Source organism: Haladaptatus sp. T7, from assembly GCF_026008575.1.
Classification (GTDB): domain Archaea; phylum Halobacteriota; class Halobacteria; order Halobacteriales; family Haladaptataceae; genus Haladaptatus; species Haladaptatus paucihalophilus.
In genome coordinates this window covers 1,055,498-1,069,137 of the sequence record NZ_BROP01000001.1, presented here as the reverse complement: position 1 = coordinate 1,069,137, position 13,640 = coordinate 1,055,498, and the positions used below count along the sequence as shown (strand labels likewise).

Below are 13,640 nucleotides of genomic sequence, written 5' to 3'. Positions count from 1 at the left end.
CTTGGCGTTTGTCGCCGACGTGCATCGAACTTTATACCGTTGGGTTGTGAACCACGACTCGAATGACGTTAGTCGCGTTCGATTTCGACGGAACGCTTTCGGATTCGGAGATGACCGTGCTCCTCGGGAAACAGGTCGGCGTGGCCGACGAGATGGCCGACATCACCGCCCGAGCGATGAACGACGAACTCAGCTACGCGGAGAGCCTGCGCGACCGCGCGGCTTTGCTCGACGGGTTGTCACTCGCGGGTGCCGAGGACGCCTTCTCCGAGGTGACGCTCCGCCCCGGGGCGGCGGAAATCCTCGACGAACTTTCGGCGAAGGGAACCCACGTCGCCATCCTCACCGGCGGGTTCGAGCGCGGGGTACAGGCCGCGCTCGACCGCGAGGGCGTCTCGGTGGACACCATCGTCGCCAACCGACTGCTCGACGACGGGGAGGAACTGACGGGCGAGGTCGAGGGGCCGCTCATCGAGGGGACGAAGGACGACGCGCTCGAAGCGCTCGCGGAAGAACAGGGCGTCGACATGGTGAACACCGTCGCAATCGGCGACGGCGCGAACGACCTGCCGATGCTCGAAGTCGCGGGCTTGGCCGTCGGGTTCGACCCGAAACCCGCCGTCGCGCCCGCCTGTGACACCATCGTCACGCACATGGACGAACTGGACGACGTGCTGGGACGGAAGAACGCGATTTGAGCGTTCGCCGTCATTTCATATCGGGGATGTGGTGGTAGGGCGCTGAGACACGTGATATTCCGCATCTCGCTATCTTTAATATCTCAGCGAGCGTCTAATACATTCGGTGATTGTCATGGAACGATACACCCCCTTCGAGGACATGGACCGAATGTTCGAACAGATGCGTTCCCGCATGTGGGGGACGAACGCCCCGCGGAGCGAACTCCGAGGAGCATCCCACGGGACGCACGTGGACCTGAAAGAACGCGACGGCGAGTTCGTCCTCGTCGCCGACCTCCCCGGATTCGAGAAGGAGGAGATAGAACTCGCGTTCGCGGACGACACGCTGACCGTCGCCGCGAAACACGAGGTGTCCGGCGACGACTTCAGCCGCGCCCGCGAACTCTCGGAGCGCGTGACGATGCCCAAGCCGGTCGAGAAGGACGGAATCGAGGCGACCTACCGCAACGGCGTCCTCGAAGTTCGGCTTCCCATCAGCGAGGTGGAGACCGACGACGGCGACCGCATCGAGATTTCGGACTGATTTTTTTGGCGCGACCCGTCGACCAGCGGCGGCACCGTCTCGCGGAGCGCGCTCGCTGGAATCGCAAAGCCGAGGTTCTCTCCGCCGACGATTCCCGCCGTGTTGACGCCGACGACGCGTCCGTTGCAGTTCACGAGCGGTCCGCCGCTGTTGCCCGGATTGATGGCCGCGTCGGTCTGCACGACGCCGGAAATCGTCGCCCCGTGCTGGGACGGCAGCGTCCGGTTGACCCCGCTGACGACACCCTGCGTGATGGTCCCCTGTAGACCGAGCGGACTGCCGAGGGCGGCGACTGACTGTCCCGGTTCCGCCCGCTGCTCCGCGAGCGAGAGCGACTCGACGTAGGACGGGACGTTTTGCACGCGGAGGACCGCGAGGTCGCGTTTCGGCGCGGCCCCGACGACCGTCGCACGTCGCCATTGACCGCGGTCGAACTGGACGCGGAGTCGAGTTGCCTGCGCGACGACGTGCTGGTTCGTGACGACGTAGCCGACCCCCTCGGTCAGTTCGTAGACGAACCCCGACCCTTCGCCTTCGCTCCGGGGCGTTTCGACGCCGACCGAGACGACGGAATCGATGCTCCGGTCGTAGAGGCTCGAAAAGTCGCACGTCGATTGCTCCGCTCCTTGTGTGCCCTGTGCTCGGACGGTTCCGTTCGACGCGACGGCCCCCCACGACGGGACGACCCCCCAACTCGCGGTGACGAGAAGAACGGCAGCCACGGAGACGATGGCGTCGGTGAGCGTGCGGGACGGCGGAAGCGGTCGAGTTCCCATCTCGCACTCTGGACGTCACGCGCGCTAATCAGTGCCACGGCCGAACGACGGGGACGGCGGCGTTCACGACTGAACGACGGGGACGGCGGCGTTCACGACTGAACGACGGGGACGGTGGCGCGACGGGAACTACTGTGCGAACAGGCTGGCGTGAACGGGCGCGAAGTCGCTCGAATCGGACGAGAGGAACCGGCGAATCGGCGGGCCGACCAGTTCGGGTTCGGTGAGAAACGCGTCGTGCCCGTGGTCGCTGTGGAGGGAGCGGTGCGTCGCTTCGACGCCCGCCCGTTCGAACGACTCCATGAGGTGATTCGACTGCTGGACGGTGAAATGCCAGTCACCAGAAATCGAGATGAGGAGCGCCTCGCCGTCGAAGTCGGCGAGCGCCTCGGCGTCCGAGTCGCAGTTCGCGGCGAGGTCGTAGTTCTCCATGGCGTGCGTGAGGTGGAGGTAGCTGTTCGCGTCGAACCGCCGGACGAACTTCTCGGCCTGATAATCGAGGTAGCTCTCCACGTCGCGGTAGGAATCGGGGCCGAATCCGGCGATTCGGTCGTCCGCTCCTCGGCCGTTCGACGGAAACGTCCCCGGCGCGCTGTCGGCGAAGTCCCGGCCGAACTTCTCGCCCATCGACTCCTTCGAGAGGTACGTGATGTGGCCGAGTTGGCGGGCGAGCGCCAGTCCGCTGTCCGGGTGGTCGGGGTAGTAATCGCCGCCCTGCCACGCCGGGTCGGAGGTAATCGCCCGCCGCGCAACCGCCGACAGGGCGAGCAGTTGCGGGTCGAGTCGGGGACCGGTGGCGACGGGAATCACGCGTTCGACCATCTCCGGGTATCGCTTCGCCCATTCGAGCGCGTTCATCCCGCCGACGCTGCCGCCGACGACGGCCCGCAGTCGGTCGATTCCGAGGTCGTCGAGGAGTCGTCTCTGGACGCGAACCCAGTCGCCGACAGTCACGGCGGGGAAGTCGGAACCGTACGGGTCGCCCGTCTCGGGGTTCGTGCTGGCCGGGCCGGTGGTCCCGTAGCACGACCCCGGCACGTTCGCGGCGACGACGAACTGCTCGTGTGTGTCGATGGCTTTGCCGGGGCCGACGATTTGGTCCCACCAGCCTTCGCCCTGCCCGTCGGCGGCCCCCGTCACGTGGTGGCTTCCGGTCAGCGCGTGACAGACGAGAATCGCGTTGTCGCCGGTGAACTCGCCGTAGGTCTCGTAGGCGACTTCCAGTTCGGGAATCTCCTCCCCGCACTCGAACTCGAACGGGCCGAGCGAGAGCGAGGAATCGACGGTGGCGTCGGTCGGTTCGGTCATCGTGTCGAGTCCTCTGTTCGTGTCACCCCGTTTTTCGTCGCGGCGGCCGCCTCGTCCGTCGCCGACTCGATGGCGTTCTCGATGTCGGCAAGGATGTCCGCGGGGTCCTCGATTCCCACCGACAGGCGAATCAGGTCGCGCGTGACGCCCGCCGCCCGCTGTTCGTCGGGAGAGAGTTGTGCGTGCGTCGTGCTCGCGGGGTGGATGACGAGCGTCTTCGCGTCGCCGATGTTGGCGAGGAAGGACGCGAGGTCCACGTCCTCGCAGAACGCCTTGCTCGCCTCGAACTCCCCGAGGCCGAAGGCGATCATGCCGCCGTAGCCCCCCGACAGGTACCGACTCGCGCTGTCGTGCGTCCGGTGGTCGTCGAGGCCGGGATACGCGACCCACGCCACCTCGTCGTGGTCCGCGAGGTACTCCGCGACGATGGCGGCGTTCTCGCAGTGTCGCTCCATCCGAAGCGGCAGCGTCTCGATGCCTTGGAGGGTCTGCCACGCGTCGAACGGGGACTGTTGGTTGCCGAGGCTTCGAACCGACCGAAGCCTCGCGGCGGCGGCCAGCGGCGCGTCCGAGAAGTCCTTCGAGAAGTTTACGCCGTGGTAGGCCGGGTTCTCGCCGCCGATTTCGGGGTAGTCGCTCCAGTCGAAATCACCGCCGTCGACGAGGACCCCGCCGACCGTGGTGCCGCTCCCGTGGAGCCACTTCGTCGTGGACTCCCAGACGGCATCCGCGCCGTGTTCGAGCGGACGACAGAGCGCGGGCGTGGCGAACGTATTGTCCACGACGAGCGGAACGCCGTGGTCGTGGGCGATGGCCGCCACGCGCTCGAAGTCGGGCGTGACGAGCGACGGGTTGCCGACGGTTTCGACGTGGACGAAGGCCGTGTCGTCGTCGATTTCCTCCTCGTAGGCGTCGTAGTCGAGCGTTTCCACGAGACGGGCGTCGATTCCCCGGCGGGTCGCGGTGTGGGCGAAGTAGGCCGTCGTGCCGCCGTAGGTGTCGGTCGAGAGGACGACGTTATCGCCCGATTCGGCGAGGACGAGCGTGAGGGCATCAAGCGCGGCCATGCCGCTGGCGGTGGCGACCGCATCCGTCCCGCCTTCGAGCGAGGCGATGCGGTCTTCCAGCATCTCGACGGTCGGGTTGCTCAAGCGCGAGTAGATATGGCCGTCGGCCTCCAACGCGTACAGATCTGCCGCGTGGTCGGCGTCCTCGAACGCGTAGGACGTGGTTTGGTAGAGAGGTGGGGCGACCGCCCCCGTCGCGGGGTCCGGCTCCTGTCCCGCGTGAACGCTTCGAGTATCGAATCGGGACCCGTCGTTGCTCATGTGTAATACGCATATTCTCCCAGAATTTTATAACCAGCAGTTACGGCAACGTTTGCTATCCGTGGGGTCCCGTGTCACGGGTTTCGTGCCTGCTACTCACAGTTCACCGTCACGGCCGTGAACACCACCGCTAGAACGAGGAACACGACGCCGAGAGTGACGGTGAAAAACCAGCCGTCCCCTCTCACGCTGATACTCCCGCCGAGCGTGCGGAGGATTTCGATGGCGAAGAGGAGGAGCACCGCCACGGAGAGCCAATTCAGTTTCCGATTTACCGCCGCGAGGTTGGGGTCCGTCGTATGAAACCACTGTCAACTTCGATTCGTATCCCTTTCGAACCGCCGCTTTCGTTTCGGTCACGTGGCAAGCGGTACGAAACAGCGAAGCCTTCCGGACGCGTTTTCATCGCAATGACCGCCCCGTCTCCTCCCGCCGGATACCGTCCTCCCGAACGGTTCCGCTACTCCTCTGCCTTTCTCGCCCTCGCGTCGCTCGTCGCGTTCGTCGTCTCCGCCGTCGGCTTCGGTGCCCTCCTCTGGTTCCTGCAGGGAACCCCCGAGGGCGGGTCCGTCTCGTTCGGCTTCGCGGGAGTCGTCGCCGTCTTCCTCGTCTGTCTCGCCACGCTGGTCGTCCACGAGGCGATACACGGCCTCGTCTTTCGGTGGCTGGGCTATCGCGTCTCGTTCGGCTTCGCACCGCACGTTCCCGCCCTCTACACCGCCGCGTTCGGGCAGTTCGTCACCCGTCGGGACAATCTCCTCACCGGAGTCGCACCGCTCGTCGTCATCACCGCCGTCGCGGTCCCGCTGTTGGCAGCGCCGCTCCCCGTCGCGTCGGTGGCGTATCTCGTCCTCCTCGTCAACACCTCTGGTGCGGTGGGGGACGTCTACATGTCGTGGCGACTGTGGCGACTGCCACCCGAGACGCTGTTTTACGACGTGGATATCGAGCACAGCTACGCCTTCGAACCCGCGAACGACACCGCTATAGGTGCCGAGTAACTCGCCACAATCGATGCAAAAGCGCACGTTCACGCTCCTCGGACTCGGTGCGTTCGGCCTCACCGTCGTCAGTTTCGTCCTCCTCGGGTTCGGCCGCCTCGTTCTCTCCTACCGGACGGCGCGCTATCTCTCCGCCCCGACGATGTTCCTCTCCTTCGTGCTCCTCGTCGGTCTGTTCGTCTACTCCGTGCTCGTCTACGTCGGCGTCGCGGAACTGGAGTGAGGGGAGGCGGAGTGGGGACCGTCTACCTTGCGTCGCCGATTTCCTCCACGCGACACGCTACCACCCGCGCCGGATTTATATTTCGACGGTTCCTACCACGGACCGTGAGCGAGCGCACGAGTGCCCTTGACACCCTCGTTTTCGGTGTCGATATCCAAAGCGGGGACGTTCGGGGTGATTCTCCCTCTTACGCACTGGTCGTCTACGACGGCGAGGAGTTGGACCGCGACGTCGTCTCCTACCGCAAACTCCGTCGGCTCATCGACCGCGACGAACCGACGTTCGTGGCGACGGACAACATGTACGAACTCGCGGCCGACAAGAACGCCCTCGTCCACTTCCTCGGTAGCCTGCCGGACGAAACCCGCCTCGTGCAGGTGACTGGCGCGGAACGACCCGAACCGCTTTCACGGGTCGCGTCTCGCCACGGCGTTCCCTACGGGAAGAAACCGATGCGCGAAGCGGAGGCCGCGGCCCGCCTCGCCGCGATGAACGTCGGGCAGGTCGTGTCGGCGTTCACGGACACGACGCGCGTCAAGGTCTCCCGCGGGCGCTCGACCGGAAAAGGCGGCTGGAGCGAGGACCGCTACACCCGTCGAATTCACGGGTCCGTGAAGGAACACTCCCGGACGGTCGAATCCGAACTCAGGAGCGCCGGACTCGACTACGAGCGCGAGGTGACGGAGAAGTACGGCGGCTACTCCAACGCGACGTTCGACGTGGACGCCCGACCGGGCGACATACCCGTCTCGTCCCGGCGCTCCGGCGACATCCGGGTCGAAATCGAGCGACTCCGCCGCGACGGAATCGAGTTCGAACCCCTCGCAAAGCGCCGCGACCACGTTATCGTCGGCATCGACCCCGGTACCACGACGGCGGTGGCGATGACCGACTTGGACGGGACCCTCCTCGACGTGTTGAGCACGCGAACCGCCGACACCGCCGACGTCATCGAGTGGATAATCGAGCGGGGCCGACCGGTCATCGTCGCGGCGGACGTGACGCCGATGCCGGAAACCGTGGAGAAGTTCCGCCGGAGCTTCGACGCCGCCGGGTGGACGCCCGAACGCGACCTGCCGGTGGACGAAAAGCAACACCGGACGCGGGAGGACGGCTACGACAACGACCACCAGCGCGACGCGATGGCCGCCGCGTTCTTCGCGTTCGACAGCCACGAGGACCAGTTCCGGCGAATCGCCCGCAAGGTGCCGCCGGGAATCAGTCGCGGGGAAGTCACCGCCCGGGTCGTGGCGAACGACGAGAGCGTCGAGAGCGTCCTCCGGGACCTTTCGGACGACCCGGAACCGGAAGCGGAGGAATCCGAACACACGGTCCGCGAACTCTCGGCCGAGGAGAAGCGCATCAAGCAACTCGAATCGCAGGTCGAGCGCTTGCAGTCGCACACGGCGGAGTTGAACGAGACCGTCGAGAAGAAGGACGAGCGAATCGAGGAGTTGGAAACCGAACTGTCGGACACGCGTCGAAAGGAGCGCCAGAACGCCCGCGAACGTCGGGACATCTCGCGTCTCCTGCGCGAGAACAACCGACTGGAGGACGAAATCGACGACCGCGACGACAGGATCGAGGAGTTGGAGGGCAAACTCACCCGACTCAAGAAGTTGTGGAAACTCGACCATTCGAACTTCAGCGACGTGTCCGAGAAGAAGGCCGGACTCGTCGCCGTCAAACCGGTCGAGAAGTTCACCAACGACGCCATCGACGCCGCCCACGAGAGCTACGGACTCGCCGAAGGCGACGTGATATTCCTCCGCGACGCGAGCGGCGCGGGTCGTTCGACCGCCGAGCGACTGGCCGACATCGGGCCGCGCGTCGTGCTCAAGGCGGGCGGGATTTCGGATGCGGCCGACGAGGTGCTGTTCGAACACGAGATTCCCGTCGGCCCCGCCGACGAGGTGACGATTCAGGAGATAGACGAACTCGCCGTGGCGCGCGAGTCGGAAGTCGAAGCCGTCATCGACGACTGGCACGACCGCGCCGAGGAGCGACAGAAAGAGGAGAAGGCCGAGCAACTCGACCAACTCATCAGCGAACACCGGGCGGAGCGACGGGCGGACGGCCGCGGGTCGTCGTCCTCGTTCGGCAACTAACCGCTCTCGTTCTCTCTCACCTTTGCTACGTCGTCCACTCTGCCGTCAGCGTTCGGAGGACGCTCAATCCCCAGATGGCGATGCCGAACCCGACCGCCAGCAGGGCGGCGTAGAGAAAGACGTACTCGGGAAGCGTCGTCGAGACGCCCTCCTGCAGGCGAATGGCGGGATACAACGCGAGTCCACCGACGACGGCCAACCAGAGGCCGATTCGTGTTCCGTTCATACCCTCGCATTTCGACCCGGACGACTTGGCTGTTGGGACGTGCGATTCCCGGTAACACGATGACGCAACCCTAAAGCCGGTCAACACTCTTTTTCCGGGCATGGACGCCTACGAGCTAATCTCACGGAACGCCGAGGAGTTGGTAACCGAAGCGGAAGTGCGCGAACTCGCGGAGGACCCCGAGGGCAAGCGCGCCTACGTCGGCTACGAACCCTCCGGCGTGCTCCACATCGGGCACATGCTCACCGCGAACAAACTCATCGACTTGCAGGAAGCGGGCTTCGAAGTCGTCATCCTGCTCGCCGACGTGCACGCCTACCTGAACGACAAGGGCTCCTTCGAGGAGATTCGGGAGACGGCGGAACGGATGAAAGAGCAGTTCATCGCCTACGGGCTGGACGAGGAGAACACCGAGTTCCGGTTCGGCTCCGGGTTCCAGATGGACGACGACTACGTGCTCGACCTCCACGCGCTCGAACTGGAGACGACGCTCAACCGCGCGAGCAGGGCGATGTCGGAGATTCAGAGCGGCGAGTCCACGAAGGTCTCACAGGCGGTTTACCCCCTCATGCAGTCGCTCGACATCGAGTACCTCGATTTGGACCTCGCCATCGGCGGCATGGAACAGCGCAAGGTCCACATGCTCGCCCGCGACACGCTCCCGAGCATCGGCTACGAGTCGCCGACTTGCCTGCACACGCCGCTCATCGCCGAACTCTCCTCGGGCGAGGGCAAGATGTCTTCCAGCAAGGGCGTCACCATCTCGATGGAGGATTCGACCGAGGACATCGAGGAGAAGGTCAACGGCGCGTTCTGCCCGCCGACCCGCGACCCCGACGGGGACCTCGAAAATCCCGTTCTCCAAATCTTCGAGTACCACGTCTTCCCCCGCTTCGAGAACGTCGTCGTCGAGCGTCCCGACAAGTACGGCGGCAACCTCGAATACGACGACTACGAGTCGCTCGAAGACGATTTGGAGAGCGGCGAACTACACCCCGCCGACGCGAAGAGCGCGTTGGCGACGTACCTCGACGAACTCATCGCACCCGGCCGCGAGAAGCTTCGACAGGCCGAGTAGCGCGGTTTCGATTGCTATCCTTTTGCGTGTAACGGGCCGAACGGAAATCGGTTCGGGAGTTCTCGACGAGAAACTATACTATGATTCGATAATTTGTCACGTGTGATGACGGCATCCCTACCGGACGGCCTTCGCCACATCGACTGTCGGACACGGGACAAACCGAACGCGTACATCATCGACGACGGCGCGATTACGCTCGTGGATGCCGGTTGGCCCGGCGACGAAGCGACGGTACGGGACGGCCTCCGCGACGCCGATATCGGTCCGGGGGATATCGACCGGGTGCTGTTGACTCACTACGACGCCGACCACGTCGGGACGCTCTCCAGACTGACTCCCGAGTTGGATGCGCCGGTGTACGTCCATCGGCTGGAAGCACCGTACGTCGCCGGGAATCGACTTCCGCCGTGGACCGCCCGCCACGGAATCGAGGCACTCCACCGATTGTACTACCGACGGCTTACGCTTCCGGACCTTCACATCCGTTCCGTCGAAGACGGGGATGCGGTCGGTGACTTTCGAGTCTATCATACGCCGGGACACACGCCCGGTCACGTGGTCTACCTTCACGAGGACCCCTCCGCCGCGTTTCTCGGCGACCTCGCGTACGGGTTAGGGGACCGCCTCCGCCCGTCGGGTCGGATTTCTAGTTACGACACCGGGCGAGTCACGGACAGCATCGAGTCGCTCTGCGACCGAACCGAGGGGTTTCGATACGCGTGTCCGGGGCACGGTCCCCCGCTCGAAGGTGGCCACGACCTGTTGTCGAGTATCGTCGGATAACCGAGCCCTCGATTACTTCTCTCGGGATTCGACCGAGTGAAACGCTCGACGTTATCGACTCCCCTCCACACGGTCCTCCGACCTGTGACTCCCGTCCCGATTATTGTCACGATGGTGATTTGATAGCGTCAAAATCAGTTTATCGAGGGTACGTTTCGGACCACTCTCTGGCTTCTCCGACGTGACCTCACCGTTCGAGAAGAGAGACACCCCACGAAACCAGCTCTCTCGACGAAATCCGTGGACGATTCACTGACCCAGCGAGAACCGATGGCGTCCGACTATTCGAATCCGCCCATCATTCCGCCCATGCCGAAACTGGAGAGCATCCCCGAAACGAGCCCCCAGGCGGCTAGAACGAAGCCGATGACAACGAGGCCTATTCCGGCGGCGATAATGACGCTCTTGATAGCGATGACGCTGATTCCGGCGAGGAGGACCAATAACCCCGCGATACCTTTCGCACCGAGTTTGTCGAACATAGGCCGGATTGCGTCTGCCACTGCCTTAAAACCGACAGTTGGCGAGACGAGCGTTACAGCGCCGCCTCCACGACGTACCCCCACCGCTCGGGGTTCGTGTTCGGCACGTGCGACCGAAGCCACGGACGGCGGATTTAAAGGTATACCACACGAACGTGGGGACGAGACATGAGTGACAGCAGTGGACGGAACAACCTCCGAATGCCGGACGACGACGAGGTATTCGCCACAGTCACAAACATGCTCGGTGCCAACCGGGTGAAAGTGCGCTGTGCCGATGGCAAGGAACGAACCGCTCGAATCCCCGGAAAGATGCAAAAGCGCGTCTGGATTCGGGAGGACGACATCGTACTCGTCGAACCGTGGGACTGGCAGGACGAGAAGGCCGACATCACGTGGCGCTACGACAAGCAACAGGCGGACCAACTTCGACGCGAAGGTCACATCAACTGATTCGGCGGCGAGCGTTTTAGTCGGACAGTGCACCGAGAGCGATTGCTGTAGCGGTTTTCAGCGTCGTCTGCTACCACACTCCAATCGGAAATCACGGCCGTTTCCGTGGTGCGGTTAACTACCCAGTCCCTTCGGTCGCGTATGTCCGAACAGCTCGCTGCCGAAGACGTCGCACACGACGCGGAGTTTCCCGAACTCATCGAAGGACTGCAAACCCGCCGCTCGGGTCACAATTTCGACCCGGAGGAGGACATCTCCGACGAGACACTCGAAGCGCTCATCGAGGACGCGGCGATCGCGCCCTCCTCGTACAACCTCCAACCGTGGGAGTTCGTCGCCGTGCAGGATGAGGAACGACTGGACGAAGTCGTAGAACTCGCCTACGGCCAGGAACACATCCGTGATGCGGGGACGGCCATCCTCGTCGTCGGCCACACGAACGCCAAGACGGCGGACCGCGTGTTCGAGGATTGGGTCGACGCGGGCCGCATGGATGAGGAAACCGCCCAGCAGACGAAGGCACAGACGGCCGAGATGTACGACGACGACGGAATGGGTCGGGATTACGCGATTCGGAACGCCAGCCTCGCCGCGGAGAACCTCATGCTCTCCGCGCACGCACGCGGCCTGACCGCGACGCCGATGATAGGATTCGACCAGGAAGGAATCGCGGAGTTCCTTGGCCTGCCCGACGACGAGATTCCCGTGATGTTGCTCGCGGTCGGCCCGAGCGGCGGCGAGGAACCGGACCGACTCCCGCGTCGGTCCGTGGACGAAATTCTGCACCGCGAATCCTACTAACCGAACGGGCCACCCTTTTACGGTTCCTCCACATAGTCGGAAGTAGATGAACGAGGAGTACGGATTGCTCGACCCGGACAACGCGGACGCCCCCGGCGACGAGTGGGAGGAGATAGACGTCTCCGACACCGAAGCGGACCGCATCGCACGGCGGCGTGACCGCGAGTTCAACCAGTTCAGAGAACGTATCAAGGACTCCGAGCAGTTCAAAGTCGAGCAGTCCGTCTTCGATGACGCCACGCTAGCCGCGCTGTACAAACTCGTTCAGGACGGCTACGTCCAAGCGTTCGGCGGGCCGATTTCCTCGGGCAAGGAAGCCACCGTCTACAGCGCACTGGGCGACGACGACGAACACGAGGAGGTCGCGGTCAAAATCTATCGTATCAGCGCCAGCAACTTCCGCGACATGCGGGAGTACCTCGTCGGCGACCCGCGGTTCGAAGAACTCGGTGGGGACAAAAAGCGAATCGTCCTCGCGTGGGTTAGAAAGGAGTTCGCCAACCTCGAACGCGCCCGGAAGGCGGGCGTTCGCGTCCCGGAACCCATCGCTGTCCAGCGGAACGTGCTCGTGATGGAGTTCATGGGCAACGACGGCCGTCGCGCGCCGACGCTCGCGGACGCGCGACTCGAAAACCCACGGACCGCCTTCGAAGTCGTTCGGGAGTACATGCGGCGACTGTTCGATGCGGGCCTCGTTCACGGCGACCTCTCGGAGTACAACATCCTCGTCAGCAACGGCGAACTCTGCATCATCGACGTGGGGCAAGCCGTCACGTTCCACCACCCGAACAGCGGCGAGTTCCTTACCCGGGACTGTGTGAACGTCGCCTCGTTCTTCCGCCGGGAAGGAATCGACATCCACGGCGACGAACTCGAAGCGTGGATTCGGGAGAACGCCGAGTCGGAACGCTGATTTTCGGCGAAATATCGTAGCGATACGACTGTTGACGGCAGGCGATACAACCATTCGAAACGGCCGGTGACACGACCTCCATCGTCCCCGTTTTCCGCCGGGAAATTTTCGATTTTCCGGGCCAAGGAATCCCTAACGGCGCGTCTTTGACGCGCCGGCGGGGATGACGCAGGCTTTTGGTCCACCTTTTGTCAGAGAGGTAGACAGAGAGCGGGCGTGAATCGCGCCCGCTCTCTGTTCCCGACCGCGACAAAAGGTGGTAGGGAAGGGCTTAAACGGCCTCATGTGATAGGATTTCGTATGAAGCACGTGACGATTCCGCAGGACAGGATTGGTGTTCTCATCGGGCAGGGTGGTGAGACGATGCGCGAAATCGAAAGCCGTGCAGAGGTGCGTCTCGATATCGACTCGGACGACGGGTCCGTTCGCGTCGAGCAGACTGGCGACCCCGTTCGTGGTTTGAAAGCGCCGGAAATCGTCAAGGCGATCGGCCGCGGGTTCTCACCCGAAGAGGCCCTCGTCCTCCTCGACGACGACCTGATGCTGTTCGACCTCCTGGATATCGAAGCCGCCGCACGGAACAAGAACGACCTCCAGCGCCAGAAGGGCCGTCTCATCGGCGAGAACGGCAGAACGCGGCAGTTGATGGAGGAACTGACGGGCGCGAACGTGGTTATCTACGGCACGACGCTCGGTATCATCGGCCAGCCACAACAGGTCGAGGCCGTCCGAAGCGCCGCCGAGATGCTCCTCGACGGTGCGCCACACGGGTCGGTGTACTCCTTCCTCGAACGCAAACGCAACGAGATGAAGCGACAAGGAATGGAATACCACCAGTTCAGCGGATAACGACCTTCTTTTTCACATATAAACGCTCTGTGTCACTTTGTGCCACTCGTCCGCGAGAGTCCTGTGTGGCACGTTCTCACTGCG

At 63.8% G+C, this 13,640-nt stretch carries 17 protein-coding genes; 11 read left to right on the top strand and 6 right to left on the bottom strand.

Annotation, left to right across the window (positions count from 1 at the left end; genetic code table 11):
- Positions 1-62 precede the first annotated feature (62 nt).
- Complete coding sequence (gene serB / locus OPC11_RS05860; RefSeq protein ID WP_069449354.1) at positions 63-698, top strand: phosphoserine phosphatase SerB; 636 nt, start codon at positions 63-65, stop codon at positions 696-698.
- A 115-nt stretch (positions 699-813) separates the two neighbouring features.
- Positions 814-1,224, top strand: coding sequence for an Hsp20/alpha crystallin family protein (locus tag OPC11_RS05855; RefSeq protein ID WP_007976521.1), 411 nt, complete (start codon positions 814-816; stop codon positions 1,222-1,224).
- On the opposite strand, the gene OPC11_RS05850 is transcribed toward OPC11_RS05855, so the two are convergent.
- The 4 genes from OPC11_RS05850 to OPC11_RS05835 form a co-directional block, all read right to left on the bottom strand.
- Positions 1,140-2,000, bottom strand: a complete 861-nt coding sequence (locus OPC11_RS05850) for a trypsin-like peptidase domain-containing protein (RefSeq protein ID WP_264781303.1) — start codon at positions 1,998-2,000, stop codon at positions 1,140-1,142. The two genes, OPC11_RS05855 and OPC11_RS05850, sit on opposite strands and share 85 nt — an antisense overlap.
- A 129-nt stretch (positions 2,001-2,129) precedes the next feature.
- On the bottom strand, positions 2,130-3,308 hold the full coding sequence (gene metX / locus OPC11_RS05845; protein WP_264781302.1) for a homoserine O-acetyltransferase: 1,179 nt from the start codon (positions 3,306-3,308) through the stop codon (positions 2,130-2,132).
- On the bottom strand, positions 3,305-4,636 hold the full coding sequence (locus OPC11_RS05840) for an O-acetylhomoserine aminocarboxypropyltransferase/cysteine synthase family protein (RefSeq protein ID WP_264781301.1): 1,332 nt from the start codon (positions 4,634-4,636) through the stop codon (positions 3,305-3,307). Before OPC11_RS05840 ends, metX begins: the two co-directional genes overlap by 4 nt.
- Positions 4,637-4,728: 92 nt before the next feature.
- Positions 4,729-4,884, bottom strand: a complete 156-nt coding sequence (locus tag OPC11_RS05835) for a hypothetical protein (protein WP_007976528.1) — start codon at positions 4,882-4,884, stop codon at positions 4,729-4,731.
- Between the two features lie 162 nt (positions 4,885-5,046).
- On the opposite strand from OPC11_RS05835, the gene OPC11_RS05830 reads away from it, so the two are divergent.
- The 3 genes from OPC11_RS05830 (at position 5,047) to OPC11_RS05820 (ending at position 7,968) form a co-directional block, all read left to right on the top strand.
- Complete coding sequence (locus tag OPC11_RS05830; protein ID WP_264781300.1) at positions 5,047-5,637, top strand: DUF3267 domain-containing protein; 591 nt, start codon at positions 5,047-5,049, stop codon at positions 5,635-5,637.
- A 13-nt stretch (positions 5,638-5,650) separates the two neighbouring features.
- Positions 5,651-5,860 carry a hypothetical protein gene (locus OPC11_RS05825; protein ID WP_264781299.1) on the top strand — a complete coding sequence of 70 codons (210 nt, stop codon included), beginning with the start codon at positions 5,651-5,653 and terminating at the stop codon, positions 5,858-5,860.
- Positions 5,861-5,964: 104 nt separating this feature from the next.
- Complete coding sequence (locus OPC11_RS05820) at positions 5,965-7,968, top strand: DUF460 domain-containing protein (RefSeq protein ID WP_264781298.1); 2,004 nt, start codon at positions 5,965-5,967, stop codon at positions 7,966-7,968.
- A gap of 25 nt (positions 7,969-7,993) precedes the next feature.
- Here OPC11_RS05820 and OPC11_RS05815 read toward each other — a convergent pair whose 3' ends face one another.
- A complete protein-coding gene (locus OPC11_RS05815; protein ID WP_264781297.1) occupies positions 7,994-8,194 on the bottom strand; it encodes a hypothetical protein in 201 nt (66 codons plus the stop codon).
- A gap of 100 nt (positions 8,195-8,294) precedes the next feature.
- Here OPC11_RS05815 and OPC11_RS05810 point away from each other — a divergent pair, with 100 nt between their 5' ends.
- A complete protein-coding gene (locus OPC11_RS05810; protein ID WP_264781296.1) occupies positions 8,295-9,272 on the top strand; it encodes a tyrosine--tRNA ligase in 978 nt (325 codons plus the stop codon).
- 105 nt (positions 9,273-9,377) lie between these two features.
- Entirely contained in the window at positions 9,378-10,058 is a 681-nt protein-coding gene (locus tag OPC11_RS05805) for an MBL fold metallo-hydrolase (RefSeq protein ID WP_264781295.1), read from the top strand.
- A gap of 281 nt (positions 10,059-10,339) precedes the next feature.
- On the opposite strand, the gene OPC11_RS05800 is transcribed toward OPC11_RS05805, so the two are convergent.
- Positions 10,340-10,540, bottom strand: a complete 201-nt coding sequence (locus tag OPC11_RS05800) for a hypothetical protein (RefSeq protein ID WP_007976538.1) — start codon at positions 10,538-10,540, stop codon at positions 10,340-10,342.
- Between the two features lie 168 nt (positions 10,541-10,708).
- On the opposite strand from OPC11_RS05800, the gene eif1A reads away from it, so the two are divergent.
- The 4 genes from eif1A to OPC11_RS05780 all read left to right on the top strand — a co-directional run bounded on the left by eif1A (position 10,709) and on the right by OPC11_RS05780 (position 13,556).
- Entirely contained in the window at positions 10,709-10,993 is a 285-nt protein-coding gene (gene eif1A / locus OPC11_RS05795; protein ID WP_007976539.1) for a translation initiation factor eIF-1A, read from the top strand.
- A 141-nt stretch (positions 10,994-11,134) separates the two neighbouring features.
- Complete coding sequence (locus tag OPC11_RS05790; protein ID WP_264781294.1) at positions 11,135-11,794, top strand: nitroreductase family protein; 660 nt, start codon at positions 11,135-11,137, stop codon at positions 11,792-11,794.
- 46 nt (positions 11,795-11,840) lie between these two features.
- Positions 11,841-12,707, top strand: coding sequence for a serine/threonine-protein kinase Rio1 (gene rio1 / locus OPC11_RS05785; protein WP_007976541.1), 867 nt, complete (start codon positions 11,841-11,843; stop codon positions 12,705-12,707).
- 300 nt (positions 12,708-13,007) lie between these two features.
- A complete protein-coding gene (locus OPC11_RS05780; protein ID WP_007976543.1) occupies positions 13,008-13,556 on the top strand; it encodes a KH domain-containing protein in 549 nt (182 codons plus the stop codon).
- The last annotated feature ends 84 nt before the right edge of the window (positions 13,557-13,640 follow it).